The sequence below is a fragment of the Thioalkalivibrio sp. ALE12 genome (assembly GCF_000381105.1).
Lineage (GTDB): Bacteria > Pseudomonadota > Gammaproteobacteria > Ectothiorhodospirales > Ectothiorhodospiraceae > Thioalkalivibrio.
The window spans coordinates 147,129-165,623 of sequence record NZ_KB905907.1; the positions used below are offsets into that span (position 1 = coordinate 147,129).

Below are 18,495 nucleotides of genomic sequence, written 5' to 3' on the forward strand. Positions count from 1 at the left end.
CCGGGCGCTAAGCGCCGTCATCTGGAAAGCGCCCCGGTTTCGGACCAGACTCCGGGGAATCCGGCACTCGGGAGGGCGACACGAACATGACCAGCCTGCATGACCCCGCGCGCGAACCCGCGCTGTACCGAACCCTCGGCGTCACCCTGCCCCCGGTCGCGGCCTACCGCTACGGTGCCGCTGCCCACAGCTGCGCCGCTCCCATCGCCATCGTCTGGGCCGCCGCCCTGGTCTCCATTGCCTATGCGCTGTGGACCGGCCTCGGGGATACTTCGGGGCACGCCGCCTTCCCGCTGGCCATCGGGGTCTTTCTGTGGGGGTTTGCCACCGTGTGGACCTTTCTGGTGGTACGCAATGTACAGGCCGACCCCTCGCTCGCCGATCCCGGCCTGCACGCACGACGGGTGCGTCAACAGGAGGACGACCACGACCCGCTGGATCAGCTGGAGTCCCGCGAGGACCCGCACTGACCTCTACGGGCGCTCCCGCACCCGGCGACAGGCGGTCGCGTAGCGCGAGCCAAATCTCCCTCTGAAGTACCGTTTGCGCGGTCGCGGACCTCCTGCCAGACTCCGGAAGACGCGATCGGTGGGAAGGGGCCACCGAAACCGCGACCGACAGGGGGAAGTGCATGAGCGATTCGTCCGGGGTGGAGATCCAGTACCAGGAACTGGTGGAACATCACCCCTTCATCATCATCTGCTATCACCCCGACACGACCATCCTCTATGCCAACCAGGCCGCCCACGAATTCTTCGCGGCCCCGCCCGGCGGGCTGGTGGGCCACCGCTGGATCCACGACCTGCCCGACGAGCGCCAGGCGGAAAACCGGGCCGACCTGCTGCGCTACACCCCCGATGCCCCGGTGCGCACCATCGAAAACCCCGTCCAGCGCGGCGATGGCGCGGACCGCTGGGTTCGCTGGACCAGCCGCGCGTTCTTCGACGGGGCCAGCCGGATCACCCACTTCCAGACCCTGGGCATCGACGTCACCGAGCGCCGGCAGACCGAGTCCCTGCGCGACAACCTCCTGGGGAGCCTGGCCGAAGGCGTGTTCGGCATCGATGCCGACGGTCACTACACCTTCCTCAACCCCGCCGCCCGCGAACTGCTGGGGTTTGCGACGGAGGAAGAAGCTCTGGGCCGCAACTCGCACGAGCTGTCCCATCACAGCCGCCCCGATGGCCAGCCCTTCCCGGCCACGGAATGCCCCGTGTACCGGGTCCTGCGTACCGGGGAACCGCTGCAGGCCTGCGAGGAATACTTCTGGAGCCGCGCCGGGCACGGGTTTCCTGTACTGATCAACGTGGCCCCCCTGTTCAATTCCCGCAACCGGGTCACCGGCGCGGTGGTCTCCTTCCAGGACATCACCGAGCGCCAGGCCGCGCGCGAGGCCCTGGAGCAGCGTGAATGGGAACTCCAGGAGGCCCAGCAGATTGCTCATCTGGGCAACTGGATCTCGGATTTCGAGGCCGGCAGGATCCGCTGGTCCAGCGAAGTCTTCCGGATCTTCGGCCTCGAAGCGGACCAGTGGGGCGCGACCCACGAGGCCTTCATGCGGGCCGTGCATCCGGACGATCGCGAGCGCGTGCAGCATGCCGTCGACGCGGCCCTGACCCCGGAGGGCCCGGACTACGACATCGAACACCGGATCGTCCGCCCCGATGGCAGCGTCCGCATCGTGCACCAGCGCGGTAGCGTGGACTTCGACTCCCGAGGCCAGCCCCAGCGCATGGCCGGTGTGGTGCACGACATTACCGAGCGCCGCGAGGCGGAGCGGCGGCTGCATTTCATCACCTATCACGACGCCCTCACCGGCCTGCCCAACCGGACCCGGTTTGCCGAGCGCGCCGAGCAGGCCGTGGTGGATGCCGAACGCCTGGGACGCCCGCTGGTACTCGCCCATATCGGGCTCGACCGCTTCAAGAGCGTCAACGAAGGCATGGGCCAGGCCACCGGTGACGAGGTCCTGCAACATGTGGCGCGGCGGCTGGAGAACCGCCTGCCCGTGGGCGGCGTCCTGGCCCGACTGGGCGGGGACGAGTTCGGCGCCCTGCTGCCGGTGGAAGCACCCGGCGCGGTCGCCGGATCGGTCACCCGCCTGCTGGAACCCCTGCGCCGGGTCATCAAGGCCGGGGAACACGAACTCTACGTCCCGGGCTCGATCGGGGTCGCCGTGTATCCGCACGATACCCGCGACATCGCCGACCTGATGCGGCGCGCCGAATCGGCGATGCATCAGGCCAAGCGTACCGAGGGCAATGCCATCGAATTCTGCTCCGGCGACCTCAACAGCGACGTGCGCAAGCGCGTCTCGCTGGAGGGTCAGCTGCGGCGCGCGGTCGACCACCACGAGGGGTTCTTCCTGCATTACCAGCCACGGGTGGCCGCGCAGGACGGGCGCGTCGTCGGCGTCGAGGCCCTGCTGCGCTGGATGGACCCCGGCGGTACGGTGCATTCGCCCGGCGGCTTCATCCCGATCCTCGAGGAGACCGGGCTGATCGTCGAGCTGGGCCAGTGGATCCTGACCGAGGCCTGCCGCCAGTGCCGGGCCTGGCATCAGGCCGGACTCCCCGCCGTGCGGATGTCCGTGAACCTGGCCGCCCCCCAGTTCCGGGATCGGCAAATGGCCCACTGCATTGACCGTGTGCTGGAAGAGACGGGGCTGGACGCCAATGCCCTGGAACTGGAGGTCACCGAAAGCATGCTGATGGCCGACATCGAGCAGGTAATCCGTACCCTGGGCCAGTTCCGCGAGCGGGGCGTGCGGGTGGCCCTGGATGATTTCGGTACCGGGTATTCCTCGCTGGCCTACCTGCGCCGCTTCCCGCTGGACGTGCTGAAGATCGACCGCTGCTTCATCGCGGATCTGGCGCCCGGGACCAGTGATGCCGCCATCGTCCGCACCATACTGGGCCTGGCCGACAACCTCGGTCTCGAATCCGTCGCCGAGGGCGTGGAGACCGCGGCACAGAAGGACTTCCTGGAGGCGGAGGGCTGCCAGACCCTGCAGGGCTTCCTGTTTGCCCGCCCGCAGGCAGCGGCGGACTGCGAACGCCTGCTCGCGCGACCCGCGGCAACCGGCGCGCAGTCGGGCCACAGCGCCTGATCACTGCGTGCCAACAACCCCGGCACCGCAGGGAGACATGCAAGGGCGTCCGCCCAGCGGCTACGATGGCACACCATCCACCGGAGGCCACCGCGTGCGCCCACTCCTCGTCCTCGCCGGAATCGTCCTGCTCGCCGGCTGCAGCGCACTGCCCCGCGGCGACGACGCGCCGCGCGAGGTGTCCTACATCTGCGCCTACGGGCCCGAGTTCACCGCCACCTTCGAAGACAACCAGGCCCTGCTCGCCTTCAATGGTGCCCGGGCCCGCCTGCAGGCCACCGAGACCGCCTACGGCGGACGCTACGCCAACCCCACCGACGACATCGTGTTCTGGACGCGGGACGACGCGGCGATGCTGGAGATGGTCGGCGTGTTCTGGAGCTGCCGCGCCCTGCCCCCGCGCCGATGAGCGCCCGCACCACCGACTTTGTCCGGCAGGCCACCGGCGCCCGCCAGGCGGAACGCGAGCAGGTGATCCAGACCCTGTGGAGCGGTTACGGGGAGATCGTCCGCTACCGGCTGCAAGGGGCCGACCAGCCGACGGTCATCCTCAAGCACGTGGTCTTCCCCGACGCAATGGACCATCCGCGGGGCTGGAGCAACGACCGCTCGCATCAGCGCAAGGTTCGCTCCTACCAGGTGGAGATGGCCTGGTATCGTGACTGGGCCGGCCTCTGCAACCCCGTTAGTCGTGTGCCCCACTGCCTGGCCACCGGGACCATCGGCGACGAACACCTGCTCCTGCTGGAAGACCTCGACGCCGCCGGCTTTGCGCGGCGCAAGGAACACCTGACCCGCGCCGAGGCGCAGCACTGCCTGCACTGGCTGGCCCGCTTTCATGCACGCTTCCTTGGACACGCCCCGAAGGGGCTGTGGCCCGAGGGCAGTTACTGGCACCTGGCCACCCGCCCGGACGAATGGGCCGCCATCGAGGACCCGGCGATTCGCGCCGCGGCGCCCACGCTGGACGCCGCCCTGACCGGTGCCCGCCACCGCACGCTCGTCCATGGCGACGCCAAGGTCGCGAACTTCTGCTTCACGCCCGGGGCCGACGCCGTCGCCGCCGTCGATTTCCAGTACGCAGGCGGTGGCTGCGGGATGCGCGACGTGGCCTATTTCCTCGGGAGCTGCCTGGACGAACGGGAACAGGAGGCCTGGGAGGCCGAACTGCTGGAGGTCTATTTCGCCGCGCTGGGCGAGGCCCTGTACGCGCAGGGCAAGGGAGACGTGGCCGGGGCCGTCGAGCGCGAGTGGCGCGCACTGTTCCCGGTGGCCCAGGCCGACTTCTACCGCTTCCTGGTCGGCTGGATGCCGGACCACTGGAAGGTCCACGACTACAGCCGGCGCACGGCCCTCGCGGTGATCCACCGCATTCAGGAAGAAGGCGGGTCCGACACGGGCCCGGGGTCCATCGCGGGGCCCATCTCGGGATCCAGCCCCAGCTCCTCCGCGACTTCCAGCCAGTAGGGCTCCGCCGAGCAGCTGCCCCAGGCCGCGGTCGTGCCTGCCGGTTTCGCGTCCGGGGTGGGCGCTTCACTCGCCGATTCGGTGTTGTTCCGGCTCGTTTCGGTCGTCATCGGTGAATGATGGCATGTCCGGGCGCCCATCACGGAGCGGGAGAGTCGGCCGCGGCCGCGCCCGCCGCGCCGGAAAACCCGGGACCGCGCACATCCTCGGTTGACCAGCCGCGGTTGCTGTCACGTCCCGTAACCCACCACTCGTGCACGAACAGACGCAGCGGGCCCCGCACCCGCTCCTCGAAGCGGGTCGGCAAGGTGAATCCCTCGACCTCGGCATACTCCAGGAAGGTCGTGTCCACGTGGGCACCCTGGGTCGGTCCAAAGCCGTTCAGCGTGATGTGCACGCGATAGAGCAGGTCCGTCTCCGGATGGATCCACATCACCACCTGGTCCCGGTCGGCCTTGCCAAAACCCGGCTCGAGGGTGGCCAGGACGCGCCGATAACGCACCCCGCCCTCGCGCCGATCCTCCAGGCGCTCGAAACCCGTTGCCCGATGCTTCACGAAGCTGGGTCCGTAATGAAACAGCTCGCCGGCATCCGTGGTCATCGCGCTGGCACGTATCCGCTCGGGATCCGTGCTGCGTTCGCCGTCGTAGAACACCCGAAACACGTCGCCATGGCGGTACACGCTCTTGGTGCCCTCCGGTCCGGTGTAGTGGAGGGCGTACAGATCATCGGCGGGGCGGAAGCGCTCCTCCCCCACCCCGCGGTAGCCCGCGTCGGCCACCAGCGGCTGGATGCGCTGGATCATGCGCCCCCATTCGCCATCGGTCGCCTGATTCAGGTCGCCGTCGAACGCGCGCAGATCTCCACCGTGCGCCGCGAGCGTGCGCTGGAACAGGGCGTCCGCCGTCAGTCCATCCTCGAACGTCGCGCCGGGACCGGGCTGGGGAAAGGTCCCGCCACAGCCGGCCAGCAGCACGGCCAGACCAAGCCACAGAACCGCCCACGAGCCTCCCGAACGTGCTGAGTGCCCCATGCCATCGCTCCTTTTAACAAATAGCTGTACTTTTCTTGTACACGCCCTGTACAGTGTTTTCAACGACACAGGTCGTTCCCTCACTGTCCGGAGTCCACCATGACATCCATCTTCCCGTCCCGAGCCGACGCCGCAGCCGCTTCCGACGCGCCCGCCAACCCCGTGCTCGAGGCGATTCGCGAGGCGGTCGCCTACATCGAATTCACCCCGCGCGGCCAGATCCTCGACGCCAACGAGCGTTTCCTCCAGGCCGTGGGCCACAACCGCGAGGACGTGATCGGGCAGCACCACCGGATGTTCTGCAGCCCGGAATACGCCCGTTCGCTGGAGTACCGGGACTTCTGGCGCCGCCTGGCGGCCGGGGAATCGCGCGCCGGCACCTTCCCCCGAGTGACACGCTCGGGCGAAACCCTCTGGCTCGAGGCCACCTACTTTCCCGTGCGCGACGCCCATGGGCGGGTGGAGAAGGTGGCGAAACTGGCCTACGACGTGACCGAGCGGCAGGCTCAACTGCGCGACCAGGCTGCGGTGTTTACCGCGCTGGACCGGTCCATGGCCGTCATCGAATTCACCCCGGACGGCGTGATCCTCAAGGCGAACGACAACTTCCTCAGGGCCGTGGGCTACGATCTCGACGCGATCCGCGGCCAGCACCACCGCATGTTCTGTGACGAAGCCTTCTACCGCGATCATCCGGACTTCTGGGAGCGCCTGGCGCGCGGGCAGTTGATGAGCGGCAAGTTCCGCCGGCTCACGGCATCCGGTGAGGAACTGTGGCTGGAGGCTACCTACAACCCGATCCTTGATGAACACGGACGGGTCGAGAAGGTGATCAAGTTCGCCACGGACATCACCGCCAGCGTGCATACCGCCGAACGCACCCGCGAAGCGACGGCCGTCGCCCACGAGATGGCGCAGAAGACCGCGGAACATGCCCGCCGCGGCGCGGATTCGCTGCAACAGAACGCCCGCCATACCGAGCAGATCCGCAGCGAGGTCAGCGGCACCCAGGAGGCCGTGGAACGCCTGAACGCCGAGGCCCGCAACATCGAATCCATCATCGAGACCATCCGCACGGTGGCCGAAACCACCCGGATGCTGTCGCTGAACGCCGCCATCGAGGCCGCCCGTGCCGGCGAACAGGGGCGCGGCTTTGCCGTGGTCGCCCAGGAGGTGCGCAAGCTCGCCGCCAACACCAGTGAGGCCACCACCCGCATCGCCGAGGTGATCAACGGCAACCTGGAACGCACCCGCGAGATCGGTGAACGCATCGAGACCGTGCGCGAGATCGCCGAACAGGCCGACGCCCAGGTGCAGACCGTGCAGGGCATCGTCGACGAGATCCACGACGGCGCGAATCTCGTGGTCGAATCCGTCGCCTCCATCCCCCGCGACGGGCACTAACCGTCTTACGGGTCCGCGAGCGGTCTACGCCTGGCTACGCCTCGCGGCGGTCGCGGGTCTGCCGCTCCTGTGGCAGGCCCGACCAGAGTTCATCGAGATCGGGGAACGGCCATGCGGCCGGATCCTCGCGCGCAGCAATGGCCTCCTGCTGGTGCGGCGCGGACAGATCCACGATCTTCGGGGGGATCCGGCAGCCCGAGCTGGTGGAGTAGAAGATCTTCACGACCGGCTTGAGCAGGGAGCCGGACGACTGGTCGACGACCACCCCGATGCGGCCGGATTCCAGGCGTACGAGCGAGCCCACGGGGTAGATCCCCAGGCTCTTCACGAAGGCCTGGAACACCCGGGGATCGAAGTGGCCGTCCGCCCACTCGGCCATCTTGCGAATGGATTCGCCCGGATCCCAGCCCGCCTTGTACGGCCGGTTCGAGGTGATCGCGTCGTAGACATCGCAGACCGCGCCCATCTTCGCGTGCAGGGTGATCTGCTCGCCGGTCAGCCCCTCGGGATATCCCGAGCCGTCCATCTTCTCGTGGTGATGCAGGCAGACGTCCAGGGTCACCGGATCAAGCGCGTCCGCGGACGCCTGCAGGATTCGGTGCCCCTCCGCCGGATGGCGTTTCATCACGGCGAACTCCTCCGCGGTCAGCTTGCCCGGCTTGTTCAGCACCTCCAGCGGCATCGCGGCCTTGCCGATGTCGTGCATCAATCCCGCCTCGCCGGCCGCCAGCAGGGCCTCGTCCTCCAGCCCCAGTTCACGCCCCAGCGCAACCATCAATGCACAAACCGCCACCGAGTGCATGTAGGTGTAGTCGTCCGCGTTCTTCAATCGCGCCAGGCTGACCAGCGCGCGGGAGTTGCGGGTGACCGAATCGGTGATCTCCTCGACCACCTTGCGCGCCAGTTCGGTATCCACCGCGCGGCCCATCCGCGCCTCGCCGAAGATCGACGTCATGGCCTGGCGCGACTTCCGGCAGATGGTGGCCGCCCGCTCCAGCTCCTCCCGGGTCGAGGCGGGCTCCCGGTCGCGCCCCGTATCCGGGATGAACTGCAACGGCGCCGGCACCGCGGCGTCGCGCTCCTCCGGCGTCACAACGGCCTCCACGGCCTCCGTGTCGCGCCCCCTGGAGGTGTCGATCCACACCTCGCGGATACTGCTGTCCCGCAGGCTCGCCAGATCCTTCGGGTCATCCAGCAGGAAGCGCGTACGCCAGAAGGGATGCTCCATCCACGACCCGCACAACTCGCGGATGAACATCCCGCAAACGACGTGCTCCACCTTGATCTTCTTCAGCATTCGGGTCCCGGGATCGTCAAGAAAGGGCGGGGTGCCCCGTGGCCGCGGAGTATGCTGCGGCCACGGGATGGCCACAAATCGCGGCTAACGGCACCTAACGGGAGGCCCTGCTACCATCCCGGAATTCCACGGGGAGGACGTTCATGAGCAGCAAGATCATCGAGGTCGTGGGACCCGCCGGGCACCTGGACACCGTGCTGGGCATCGCCGAGGGGCTCGCGATCGACGTGCTGTGGCACGGCGTGGACGAGAACCGCGACCGCATGGCGGTGCACATGCTGGTCAGCACCGAGTACCGCCAACGCCTGATGGACGACCTCTACCGTGTACTCGCCGCGTCCGAGACCGCGCGTATCCTGGTGCTGCCGGTCGAGGCCGTACTGCCGGACCCCTTTCAGGAGCCGAAAGAGGCCGACAAGGAGGCGGCCGGCAAGAAGGCCCGCGCCGTGTCACGCGAGGAGCTCTACACCAACGTCGCCGGCGGGGCGGATCTCACCGGCCAGTTCCTGCTGCTGACCGTGCTGTCCACCATCGTGGCCGCGATCGGCCTGCTGGAGAACAACGTGGCCGTGGTCATCGGCGCCATGGTCATTGCGCCCCTGCTGGGGCCCAACCTGGCGCTGGCGCTGGGCACCTCCATGGCGGACACCCGGTTGATCGGCCGCTCCCTGCGCACGAACGCGGTGGGCCTGGGGGGTGCCATCCTGATCGGGATGCTGCTCGCCACGGTCATGTCGGTGGATGTGGGTGCCCGCGAGCTGCAGATGCGCACCGAGGTCGGACTGGATTCGGTCGCGCTGGCCCTGGCCTCCGGTGCCGCGGCCGTGTTGTCGCTGACCACCGGCCTGCCCACGGTGCTGGTCGGCGTGATGGTCGCCGTGGCCCTGCTCCCGCCGGCCGCGACCGTCGGGATCATGCTCGGCTCCGGCGAATTCTCCGCCGCGTACATGGCGGCCCTGCTGCTCGCGGTGAACGTAGTCTGCGTAAACCTCTCGGCCAAGCTCGTCTTCCTCTACCAGGGCGTACGCCCGCGCGGCCAGGCGCAGCAGGCAGCCGCCGCGCAAAGCATGGCGGGCTACCTCCTGCTATGGGCCATCACCCTCGCCCTGCTGGTCTTTCTGATCCTCGAGGCGGACGTCACGCTGTAGTCTCGCCCCCGGCGCCACGCGCGGCTTTGACCCCGTCCACCGCTTCGCCTAATCTCACGACTGGGTGGCGATCCTTCAGGATCGGTGGCGAACATACCGGAATGGATCCGAATGGGCCGCGACCACCCGACAGGGAGGAACCCGCCCCATGCCCCTGCGCATGCCCGGCTTGATCGCCAGACTCGGCCCCTGGCTTCGCCCCGCTCTGCTCGGACTGGGGGGCCTGCTTTGCCTGCCCGCCGTGGCCTCCGTGGCCCCGGAGCCGCTGCCCGACAATCGGGGGGCCTATCTCTCGCCCTATACGGCGCAGGGGGATCTCGCCGGCTGGGTCGACGAGGCCGTGGGCGAATCCTCCCGCGACATCGCGGGTCTCGCCGGGCGGCTGCTGCAGACCGCCGCAATGGCCTATGGCGCGCAGCAGACGCATCGCATGAGCGGCCTGCTCGATCATGCCAGCCGCACCGCCGGTGTCCCCGCAATGGATTTCGGCAGCGCCCTGGTCGCCGCCACCGAGCCCGGCCGCACCCCCGCCGGCGGACTGGAACAGGTCACCGCGATCCTCGGAGAGCTGGGCCGGCACGGACTGGTCGGCGAGCATGCCGGGCACCAGGTGCGCCAGCTCGCGCGCGTGCTGGAGGACCCGGAAGCCGCCGTGCGCGGCGAGCTCGAACGCCTGCAGATCGGATCGCGGGATGTCGCCGGGGTCTTACGGGATCTCGAGCGCCTGCCACACGGACAGCGCCAGGACGTCCTGCGTGCGCTGGGTGACGACACCGCCCCGGCGCTCGAACTCCTGCTGGACGCGGGGCATCAGCGCCTGGACCGCGAGATCCGCGAACTCTCCCGGCCCCGTGGCGCCCCGGCCAGTGCCACCGGCAGCCTCTTTGGCCTGCTGGCGCGCGATGGCAATGCCGGCCTTTTCGGCGCCGGCGAGGTCCTGCAGCGCCAGCTGGGCGATCACGCCCTGCGCCAGGGGGCCGATCTGGGGATGGGCTTCTTCGCCCTGTTCGACGGCTTGTCGCAGACCCACCGCCAGCTCGAACTGACCCCGGAGCGCATGGCGCGCTACCGCGAGGCCGCCGACCGCTCCTTCGACGATCTCGACAGCCTGCTGGTGCACACCATGGTGCACTACCGCACCCGGCGCGACTTCGCCCGCGCCAGCGAGGCCGTGATGCTCCTCTACCCCGAGGCGCGCCCGCGCATGGACGCCGCCCATCGCGTGGCGGGCGACATCATCACCGCCGAATGGCACCGCATGCAGCAACGCATGGACCTGCAATGGCAGTAAACCCACGGAGAACCGACTGATGCGCACCCACCCGACACCCACCCGTTTCCTTGCTCTGGGCCTCGCCCTGACCCTCGGCCTGGCCGCCACGGCCGCCCACGCCACCCCGGGCGCCGACCGCCAGTTCGACCGCAACATCCAGGCGGTGGACACGGCCTTGCTGGAGCCCGGCACCCGCGCGCTGCTGGACACCTATCGCAGCGAACGCGGCTCGCGCGAGGCGCGGCAGATCAGCCGCCAGGCCCTGCCGGGACGCGGCGCCACGCAATGCGCCTGGGACGACCGCTACCGCGCCATGGCCAACCTCGAAACGCCGGCCGAGGTGATCTTTGCCCGCGCCCTGGTCACCAACAAGGGACGCGGTTCGGTGGACCTGGGCTTCGACCGCTTCGAACTGCATGCCGACGGCGCCTGCCCGGATGCGGTCGACAACGGGCCCGTCAGCTTCTGGATGACCTGGTACCAGAACCACCAGGCCATGGAACCGGCGGCCGTCTCCAGCATCGAGGAGGCGCGGCGGCTGTACGCCGCCTCCGCCATGGACAGCAGCATGAAGATGGTCATGCGCTTCGACGGCGAGATGCGGGACGGCCAGCCCCACGGGCGCTTCCGCGTGATCCAGACCAATCACACCCCCGAGATGCAGGGTATGCGCGGCGGCCATGTCAGCAGCCATGCGCTGGGTTATGTCGAATTCGAGGCCGGCGAGCGGATCCGGCGGCTGATCGTGACCGAGATGGCCCACGGCGCCACCCTGGTCTACCTGGAACAGCCCCACGGCGAGGCGCACATGCTCAACTACTGGGTCCTGCACGGGGCCGGCATGCACATGGGCGACCATTACCCGACCAACGCCGCGGGCGAGATCGACGGCCGCTTCGTCCGCCTGCGCAGCAACGAGAACCCGCCCGAGATCAGCACCTGCGTGCGCGGCAACCTCCCGGCCGCCGCCACCGCCTGCGACTAGCCCGTCAAATCCGGTGCGGGCGCCCGACCCGCACCGGACACCCGGATCCCCGCGCGACCCAGCCGGCAACAGGCCCGGGCCATGGCGGACCCCGGCCGGCGTTTTCCCGCACATGGACTACACTCGGGAAATAGGTCGCGATCTCGTACATTCCGGATCGCGGCCGAGAGCCGCGCCCCGCAATGAGGCGGCCCGCACTGCAGCAACCGGCCCGGGATCGGCCAAAGGAAGTGCGCGATGTCCAGGTTCGAATCGGCTCCCCCCTCAGCCGGCGGCCTTCGGTATTCCGACCACCTCGCCCGCACGACCCTGCGCGCCTGGGTCGGCATGTCGTTTGTCACCGCGAGTGCGCTGATCCTCGGTGGGCTGATCCTTTCCTGGCTGATCGTCTACACGGCGGGCGGGGCCGACAGTATCGTCCCGCATTTCTATTACGTTCCCATCCTGTTCGCCGCAGCGCGCTTCGGCGCCAGCACCGCGCTGGTCGTGGCCCTGGTCGCCGGCGTGCTGGCCGGCCCCCTGACGCCGGTGGATGTCGCGGCCGGCACCGCCCAGGAGACCGAGCGCTGGCTGACGCGCACCGGCTTCTTCATCGGCATCGGACAACTGATGGCCTGGCTGGTCATCCCGGCGCTGCATCCGGTCACCGAGGAGCTGCGGCGGATGCGCCAGGAATTCGATATCCGGCGCGGGCTTCGGCACAACGAGTTCTTCCTGCGCTACCAGCCGATCTACTCCCTGGAGCTGGAACGCCACGTCGGGGTCGAGGCACTGATCCGCTGGCAGCACCCCATTCGCGGCGAACTCGCCCCGGCCGACTTCCTGGATGTAGCGGAGGACTCCTCGCTGATCCACGACATCAGCGACCGGGTACTGAACGAGGGCTGCCGCCAGGCCGCTGAATGGAGGGCCCAGGCCACCAAGCATGGCCACCCACCCTGGTACGTCGCGATCAATCTCTCGGCACACGACATCGTGCGACCCGAAATGGCGGCCCACGTCGCGGCCGCGCTAGAGCGGCATCAACTCCCGCCGGAGCTGCTCCACATCGAACTGACGGAAACCGTGCTGGCCATGGACAATGCCACCGACACCCTGCACCAGTTCAAGTCGCTGGGTGTCCCGCTGGCCATCGACGACTTCGGAACCGGCTATTCATCCCTCGCCTACCTCAATCGCTTCCCCATCGACATCCTCAAGATCGACCGCCAGCTCATCTCCGGACTGGGTCTGGATACTTCCGCTCGGGACCTGTCGCGGGGCATCGTCCTGCTGGCCGACTCCCTGGGTCTGCGCACGATCGCCGAAGGGGTGGAGACCCGGGAGCAACTGGAGATCGGCCGCCAACTGCGATTCGACTGCGTCCAGGGCTACTACTTCGCCCGCCCGCTGCTGGCCAAAGAGATCCCGACCTTGCTGCTCTCCGACGAACCCCGCACCGGGGCGCTCCACGCGGTTCACTACTGACCGAAGTACTCCCGCAGCAACTGGGTGGTGCGTGCCGCCGGGTCCTCGCGGATACGGCGCTCCTCATCGGCCAGGATGGTGAACAACCCGTCCAGGGCGTGATCGGTCACGTAGCGGTCCAGATCCACGTCCAGCGCCTCCAGGCCGGGAATGCGTCCCGCCGCATCCCGCAGCGGCTGGTACACGCGATACACATCCGCCCGCTCCATCTGCTCCCGGACAATGGGCATGTAGCGCTCGCGCAGGGTGGACTCCGACGCCCCGCGCAGGTACTGCGTGGCGGCATCATCGGCACCCCGCAGCACGCCCTGAACGTCTTCGGGACGCATCCCGCGGATGGCGTCGACAAACACCGGCACCGCCTCCCGTGCCGCGGACTCCGCCGCCCGGTTCATGCGCCGCTCCAGGTCCTCCACTTCGCGCGCGAACCCGACGCGTCGCAGCACATCCCCGGCCGGCTCCAGCTCCTGTGGCAAGCCGATGCGGATCAGCGCATTCCCCCAGTAGCCGTCCTCGCGGCCGGTGCGCTCCACCGTGCGCTCGGTCCCGACGCGCAGGGCCTCGCGGATCGCCTCTTCGGCTCGATCACCCCCGCCCCCGTCCAGCCCGAAATCGCGTACGTCCAGTCCCGCGCAGGCCGTCAGCAGGAAGGGCAGAAGGAGCCAGGGGAGAAGGTAAGCGCGGCGCATAACAGGTGATCCATAACGGGTGTCCCGTCATGATACACAGGGCGGAGAACCCTCCGGTACATACCCGGCGACGCCCCTTGCCGCGCAGACCCGCTTGTCCGATGGTGAACACATGAACGCCCCCCGTCCCGATTCGTCCCGGCGCCGCCGGCGCCTCGCGGCCTTCCTGATCCTGGTGGGCCTGCCCCTGCTCGCGCTGGCGATCTGGGTCGGCTGGGCCGAACACAACCCGGAGCAGGAGCGCGAACTGCGCGTGGAGGTGCAGGACCGCCTGAGCGAGTGGTTTCCGGAGGCCATGGAGCTTCCCGACGAGCTGCTCGGATTCATTCCCCGATCCGAGCGCTTCGCCGAGGACCACCCGCCGGACGTCTTGCTCCTGCACGGGCTGGACGAGCCTGGCGATATCTGGGATACGCTCGCGCCGGCGCTGGACGAAGCCGGCCTCAACGGCTGGGAGTTCCGCTACCCCAACGACCAGGCCATCGACCACAGCACGGACCTCCTGGCGGAACACTGGGGGCAACTCGAGGGCGATGCCCCGCTGATCCTGATCGGTCACAGCATGGGTGGCCTGGTGATCCGCGATTTCGTGACGCGCTACCGGCACCCCGAGGGCAAGCCGCCCCGGGTCGGGGGGCGGCCAGTGGCCGGTGTCATCCTCGTCGCCACCCCCAACCACGGCTCCGAATGGGCACGGCTGCGGGTCTGGCTGGAGGTACGCGAGTGGCTGGCCGACCTCCAGGAGCAGCGCTTCTCGCTGTTCGCCGGACTGCGCGACGGCACCGGCGCCGCCAAGATCGACCTGCGTCCCGACAGCCCCTTCCTGGCCGAACTGAATGCCCGTCCCTGGCCCGAGGCGATCCCGGTCCGCATCATCGGTGGCAAGCTCCCCGAACCCACCCCCGCCATGCGCGAGAGCCTCGCCGCGCTGGACGAGCAGATCGACCTGGAGGCCGTGGCCGGACGCATCAGCGAATGGTGGGAGCAGACCGACGAGGAACTGGGCGACGGCGTCGTACCGCTGGAGTCACTGAGCCTGGAGGGACACCCGGAGCCCCTGATTCTTGAGGCCTCGCACCGGGGGCTGCTGGTCCCAGGCCCGCTGACGGACGAGCCCCCCGCCATCGACCCGATCCTCGACATCCTCGACCAGTGGCGCGCCCGCCCCGCCAACGACTGACCGAAGCCACGGCAACCGCGAGCGGTCCCGGCCGGCCCGTGCATGCCTGGCGCAACGACGGAACGACGGACCGACGGAACCAACCGGGGCTTTGCCAGCATCGCGACCGACGTACGTCCGAAAAGCCCCGCTCGCCGCCACCCTGAACGACCCGCCTATGGCCGCTGCAGATCCATGTGGATCTCGATGGTGCGCAGCAGTTGCTGGCGTTCGATCCAGCCGATCGCGCGCCCGGAGGCCTCCATCACCGGGATCTGGTTGAGGTTGCGCTCGCTCATCATGCGCAGGATCGCCTCGGCCTGCGTGTCTGGCGCCACCCGGCTCAGCGACTCCACCGGGGTCATGATCTCGTCGACCCGGCGCACGGCCCACTGCTCGCGCGGCAGCTTGCGGCTGTCGCTGAGGCTCACCAGGCCCTGCACCCGCTCCGGCGTACCCACCAGAAAGGCCCGGCGCCCGCCCGGCAGCACATCGTGGTGAATCCAGTCGTCGATGGTGGTCTCCGGGCGCACGCAGGGCGGATCCGGGCTGGCCAGGTCCCGCGCGCGCACATCGGCCAGGCGTTCCCGCATATCGAACATTCGGCCCTGGCCCTCGGCCATGGTCAGCAGGAACCAGGCGATCAGCATCATCCACAGCCCACCGATCAGGTTGCCGATCACCACCAGGTTCCAGAAGGCGAAGCCAAACAGCAGGAACGCCACTACGCGCCCGCCCCACACGGCCGCCTCGATGGCGCGGCGCGCATCACCCGTGAGCTTCCAGATCACCGCGCGGAACACCCGCCCGCCATCCAGCGGAAACCCGGGGATCAGGTTGAAGATCGCCACGACCAGGTTGATCAGCGCGAGCCAGCCAAGGGCCACCGGGATCGGCTCGTACCCGTCCGCGGTGGCCCGCGCGAGCGCGGCGAAAGCGAGCGCCAGTGCCACGCTCACCGCGGGCCCGGCAATGGCGATCCAGAACTCGTCCTCGGCCCGCTCCGGATCCCGCTCCATCTGCGCCACGCCGCCGAAGATGAACAGCGTGATGGACTCCACCGGTACCCCGCGCCGCAGCGCGACGATGCTGTGCCCCAGTTCATGGGCCAGGATGGATGCAAAGAACAGCAGGGCCGTCACCAGCGCGGTGGCGGCCGCCATGGCCAGACTCCAGTCCGGGTATTGATGGTGAAAGCCCGTGCTCATGCTGGCCACCAGCAGGACCAGAATGAATACCCAGCTGATGTGGAGCTGGATACGAATCCCGCGGATATGGCCAAGGATCAGGACGGTCTTGAACATGCAGCAACTCCTTGCGGCGCCAGGCTCTCCGATACCATCAGCGGTACCGACGTGGTCCGTATTATGGCGCGGCGCACTTGGCTGTCGGCGGGCACGGGGCTTGCGGAACATCCACCGCCGTGAGTGCTCTCAATGCCATGGATATCCCCCTGCTTATCATCGGCGCCCTGCTCGTCGCCAGCCTGACCGCGTTCTTCTCCGGCGTGGTGCCCTACCCCATCGGCTGGATCATCCTGGGCATCGCCTTCATCGCGCGGCTGCTCTATCTGGCCGGGCGCTGAGCGAACAGGCGTCACGCAGACGCGGACCTGTTGTATCGTCGCGACCATGCGCAAGCCCGGAACTGCACCCGTATGACCGCCAACCGACTCATGGGCCTCTACACCGGCCGCGTGGCCCCGGATTACGCCCGAGGCCGCGCCAGCGCCATCGACAAGCAGCCGGTGGCCGGCCCGCTCGCGGTGGGGCCCCTGGGCCTGGACGGTGACGAGCAGGCGGACCCGGACAACCACGGCGGACCGGAACGCGCCCTGCTCCATTACAGCCTGGACCGGTACGACGGTTGGCAGGCGCAGTACCCGGCTCACGCCGCCCGCTTCGTCGCCTCCGGCTTTGGCGAGAACCTCGCCAGCCACGGCATGGACGAGCGCAACGTCCACATCGGCGATATCTACCGCATCGGTTCCGCCCGGGTGCAGGTCAGCCAGCCCCGTACGCCGTGCTGGAAACTCGACGTACGCTTCGACATCCCGGGCCTGGCCCGCGAGGTCCAGGACACCGGCCGCTGTGGCTGGTTCTACCGCGTGCTGCAACCGGGCACCCTCGGCGTGGGCGACACCATCGAACGGCTTGAACGCCTGCCCGACACCCTCAGCATCGCCGCCGCCATGGCGGCGGTCTACCAGCACAACCAGCGCACGCCCCTGGAGCAGCTCGCGGACTGCGAGGCCCTGGCCGCCAACTGGCGCGATAAGGCCCGAAGAAAGCTGCGCGGCCTTGGCAAACACTGATCAATCTGCACGCTCGCGTTGGCCCCCAGGTTTTCCGATGCAAGGCGCGGCATGCCGCGGGTAGTGGTTCTACCCGCCCGTTTCTAGTTGATTCGAGGCGCAACGCAGGATCGGGGAACCCGGGGCACCAACCCCACAACTTAATCAACGAAGGGGCCCGGCCGCCCGTTGTTGATCAAAAATGCACGCGCGCACGGCGTTGCGGTTCCCTTGTGCAGAATGACTGCACGGCAGTCACCGCGCATTAAACGCACGCAAAAGCGACTCGAGCGCGAGCGTGTACGTGGATCGGTGTTTCCCTGGCAGGCCCCAGCGCCCACCGCCGACTTGCCGACAAGCCATCCCCCGGGTAGAACAGCGCAACCCTCACCGCTCACATGCTCCCTGTGCACTGCGCTCGACGCATCGCCGACTTGCGCGACTGGCCGAATCGCGTGGCCAATCCGGAGAGCTCGTGCCGGTGCGCACGCGAACCACTCCACAACGCGCCGCCTACGTCTGTGAACTGGCGGTCAACTCCTGACGCACAGGCTTTAACGCGATTTCCGGCCACGCTATCCATGGGTTGCACACAGCCGGGGCGCACCCCCGCAGGGCGCCACCCCGGCGGTGCTTTGTTCAAATCGCAGGAGCAAAACTATGTGGAACGTTCGCAAGACAGCCATTGCCATCGCACTGAGTTCGCTGTTCACCGTCGGCGCCGTGGGCGCCGCCCAGGCCCAAGACCTTGGCGGGTCGGCAGAAGGAGCGGCCGAAACCGGAGCCGAGGCCAGTGGCGGAATGGCCGGCGGCTCCGAACGGGGGTCCGAGGCCTCCGGTGGCGCGGCCGGCGGTGCGACCGGTGACGGTCGGGCCCCGGGTGCCGAAGGCGGTATGGGCGCAGGTGCCGGCGCGGACACCCGGATGGGTGATGACGGCGCCGAAGCCGAAACCGATGCCGAAGCCGAAGGTGGCATCGACCTGGGGAATGACACCGAGGAGGAAGAAGACTGAAACCAGGTCCGTCGACAGGCCGGCCCCTTCGGCCGGCCTGTACTGCCTGCTCCCCGGGGAGCGATGCCCGGGGTCATCGAACCAGCGGGGGTATCCCCTTTACCCCCTGAACCTTCCTGCCCATGGCACGCGCCATGGGCTTTCCCGAGCCGACGCA

At 68.6% G+C, this 18,495-nt stretch carries 17 protein-coding genes; 13 read left to right on the forward strand and 4 right to left on the reverse strand.

Translation table 11 applies throughout. From position 1 onward, the window contains the following. The first annotated feature begins 86 nt into the window (after positions 1-86). The 4 genes from F614_RS0106755 (at position 87) to F614_RS0106770 (ending at position 4,576) form a co-directional block, all read left to right on the forward strand. A complete protein-coding gene (locus tag F614_RS0106755) occupies positions 87-470 on the forward strand; it encodes a hypothetical protein (RefSeq protein WP_019558567.1) in 384 nt (127 codons plus the stop codon). A gap of 161 nt (positions 471-631) precedes the next feature. Then, positions 632-3,109 (forward strand): EAL domain-containing protein, encoded by a 2,478-nt coding sequence (locus tag F614_RS0106760; RefSeq protein WP_018877614.1) that lies wholly within the window; start codon positions 632-634, stop codon positions 3,107-3,109. A gap of 94 nt (positions 3,110-3,203) precedes the next feature. After that, positions 3,204-3,518, forward strand: coding sequence for an MliC family protein (locus F614_RS0106765; protein WP_018866090.1), 315 nt, complete (start codon positions 3,204-3,206; stop codon positions 3,516-3,518). Continuing rightward, the gene (locus tag F614_RS0106770; protein WP_019558568.1) at positions 3,515-4,576 is read left to right on the forward strand and encodes a phosphotransferase; all 1,062 of its coding nucleotides are present in this window, start codon (positions 3,515-3,517) and stop codon (positions 4,574-4,576) included. The genes F614_RS0106765 and F614_RS0106770 overlap by 4 nt, the downstream gene beginning before the upstream one ends. A 139-nt stretch (positions 4,577-4,715) precedes the next feature. Here F614_RS0106770 and F614_RS0106775 read toward each other — a convergent pair whose 3' ends face one another. After that, positions 4,716-5,609, reverse strand: coding sequence for a hypothetical protein (locus F614_RS0106775; RefSeq protein ID WP_028484565.1), 894 nt, complete (start codon positions 5,607-5,609; stop codon positions 4,716-4,718). Positions 5,610-5,708: 99 nt separating this feature from the next. Between F614_RS0106775 and F614_RS0106780 the strand changes: the two genes are divergently transcribed. Then, complete coding sequence (locus F614_RS0106780; protein ID WP_019558569.1) at positions 5,709-7,013, forward strand: PAS domain S-box protein; 1,305 nt, start codon at positions 5,709-5,711, stop codon at positions 7,011-7,013. 34 nt (positions 7,014-7,047) lie between these two features. Here the strand turns inward: F614_RS0106780 and F614_RS0106785 are convergent, their stop codons facing one another. Then, a complete protein-coding gene (locus tag F614_RS0106785; protein WP_018876348.1) occupies positions 7,048-8,310 on the reverse strand; it encodes an HD-GYP domain-containing protein in 1,263 nt (420 codons plus the stop codon). Positions 8,311-8,453: 143 nt separating this feature from the next. Between F614_RS0106785 and F614_RS0106790 the strand changes: the two genes are divergently transcribed. The 4 genes from F614_RS0106790 (at position 8,454) to F614_RS0106805 (ending at position 13,183) form a co-directional block, all read left to right on the forward strand. Next, positions 8,454-9,458 (forward strand): TIGR00341 family protein, encoded by a 1,005-nt coding sequence (locus tag F614_RS0106790; protein ID WP_019558570.1) that lies wholly within the window; start codon positions 8,454-8,456, stop codon positions 9,456-9,458. Positions 9,459-9,606: 148 nt separating this feature from the next. Next, complete coding sequence (locus F614_RS0106795) at positions 9,607-10,749, forward strand: hypothetical protein (protein WP_018866084.1); 1,143 nt, start codon at positions 9,607-9,609, stop codon at positions 10,747-10,749. 19 nt (positions 10,750-10,768) lie between these two features. Further along, positions 10,769-11,716 (forward strand): hypothetical protein, encoded by a 948-nt coding sequence (locus F614_RS0106800; RefSeq protein WP_018880045.1) that lies wholly within the window; start codon positions 10,769-10,771, stop codon positions 11,714-11,716. Between the two features lie 237 nt (positions 11,717-11,953). Beyond that, positions 11,954-13,183, forward strand: coding sequence for a bifunctional diguanylate cyclase/phosphodiesterase (locus tag F614_RS0106805; RefSeq protein WP_019558571.1), 1,230 nt, complete (start codon positions 11,954-11,956; stop codon positions 13,181-13,183). Here the strand turns inward: F614_RS0106805 and F614_RS0106810 are convergent. Beyond that, the gene (locus tag F614_RS0106810) at positions 13,177-13,872 is read right to left on the reverse strand and encodes a DUF4197 domain-containing protein (RefSeq protein ID WP_019558572.1); all 696 of its coding nucleotides are present in this window, start codon (positions 13,870-13,872) and stop codon (positions 13,177-13,179) included. The genes F614_RS0106805 and F614_RS0106810 overlap by 7 nt on opposite strands. A 112-nt stretch (positions 13,873-13,984) precedes the next feature. Here F614_RS0106810 and F614_RS0106815 point away from each other — a divergent pair, with 112 nt between their 5' ends. Next, complete coding sequence (locus F614_RS0106815; protein ID WP_018880047.1) at positions 13,985-15,052, forward strand: triacylglycerol lipase; 1,068 nt, start codon at positions 13,985-13,987, stop codon at positions 15,050-15,052. A gap of 155 nt (positions 15,053-15,207) precedes the next feature. Here F614_RS0106815 and F614_RS0106820 read toward each other — a convergent pair whose 3' ends face one another. Further along, on the reverse strand, positions 15,208-16,335 hold the full coding sequence (locus tag F614_RS0106820; protein WP_019558573.1) for a site-2 protease family protein: 1,128 nt from the start codon (positions 16,333-16,335) through the stop codon (positions 15,208-15,210). A gap of 119 nt (positions 16,336-16,454) precedes the next feature. Here F614_RS0106820 and F614_RS14820 point away from each other — a divergent pair, with 119 nt between their 5' ends. The 3 genes from F614_RS14820 to F614_RS0106835 all read left to right on the forward strand — a co-directional run bounded on the left by F614_RS14820 (position 16,455) and on the right by F614_RS0106835 (position 18,338). Next, positions 16,455-16,616, forward strand: a complete 162-nt coding sequence (locus tag F614_RS14820; RefSeq protein WP_155986834.1) for a hypothetical protein — start codon at positions 16,455-16,457, stop codon at positions 16,614-16,616. Between the two features lie 72 nt (positions 16,617-16,688). Further along, on the forward strand, positions 16,689-17,345 hold the full coding sequence (locus F614_RS0106830) for an MOSC domain-containing protein (protein ID WP_019558575.1): 657 nt from the start codon (positions 16,689-16,691) through the stop codon (positions 17,343-17,345). Positions 17,346-17,984: 639 nt separating this feature from the next. After that, positions 17,985-18,338 (forward strand): hypothetical protein, encoded by a 354-nt coding sequence (locus tag F614_RS0106835; protein ID WP_018866076.1) that lies wholly within the window; start codon positions 17,985-17,987, stop codon positions 18,336-18,338. Positions 18,339-18,495: the final 157 nt, after the last annotated feature.

Excerpts from the sequence above, each read along its gene's own strand:
- F614_RS0106795 (WP_018866084.1), top strand. The coding sequence starts at position 9,607 with ATGCCCCTGCGCATGCCCGGCTTGATCGCCAGACTCGGCCCCTGGCTT.
- F614_RS0106780 (WP_019558569.1), top strand. The coding sequence starts at position 5,709 with ATGACATCCATCTTCCCGTCCCGAGCCGACGCCGCAGCCGCTTCCGAC.
- F614_RS0106815 (WP_018880047.1), top strand. The coding sequence starts at position 13,985 with ATGAACGCCCCCCGTCCCGATTCGTCCCGGCGCCGCCGGCGCCTCGCG.
- F614_RS0106785 (WP_018876348.1), bottom strand. The coding sequence starts at position 8,310 with ATGCTGAAGAAGATCAAGGTGGAGCACGTCGTTTGCGGGATGTTCATC.
- F614_RS0106810 (WP_019558572.1), bottom strand. The coding sequence starts at position 13,872 with ATGCGCCGCGCTTACCTTCTCCCCTGGCTCCTTCTGCCCTTCCTGCTG.
- F614_RS0106760 (WP_018877614.1), top strand. The coding sequence starts at position 632 with ATGAGCGATTCGTCCGGGGTGGAGATCCAGTACCAGGAACTGGTGGAA.
- F614_RS0106830 (WP_019558575.1), top strand. The coding sequence starts at position 16,689 with ATGACCGCCAACCGACTCATGGGCCTCTACACCGGCCGCGTGGCCCCG.
- F614_RS0106755 (WP_019558567.1), top strand. The coding sequence starts at position 87 with ATGACCAGCCTGCATGACCCCGCGCGCGAACCCGCGCTGTACCGAACC.
- F614_RS0106835 (WP_018866076.1), top strand. The coding sequence starts at position 17,985 with ATGTGGAACGTTCGCAAGACAGCCATTGCCATCGCACTGAGTTCGCTG.
- F614_RS0106800 (WP_018880045.1), top strand. The coding sequence starts at position 10,769 with ATGCGCACCCACCCGACACCCACCCGTTTCCTTGCTCTGGGCCTCGCC.
- F614_RS0106820 (WP_019558573.1), bottom strand. The coding sequence starts at position 16,335 with ATGTTCAAGACCGTCCTGATCCTTGGCCATATCCGCGGGATTCGTATC.
- F614_RS0106790 (WP_019558570.1), top strand. The coding sequence starts at position 8,454 with ATGAGCAGCAAGATCATCGAGGTCGTGGGACCCGCCGGGCACCTGGAC.
- F614_RS0106770 (WP_019558568.1), top strand. The coding sequence starts at position 3,515 with ATGAGCGCCCGCACCACCGACTTTGTCCGGCAGGCCACCGGCGCCCGC.
- F614_RS0106805 (WP_019558571.1), top strand. The coding sequence starts at position 11,954 with ATGTCCAGGTTCGAATCGGCTCCCCCCTCAGCCGGCGGCCTTCGGTAT.
- F614_RS0106775 (WP_028484565.1), bottom strand. The coding sequence starts at position 5,609 with ATGGGGCACTCAGCACGTTCGGGAGGCTCGTGGGCGGTTCTGTGGCTT.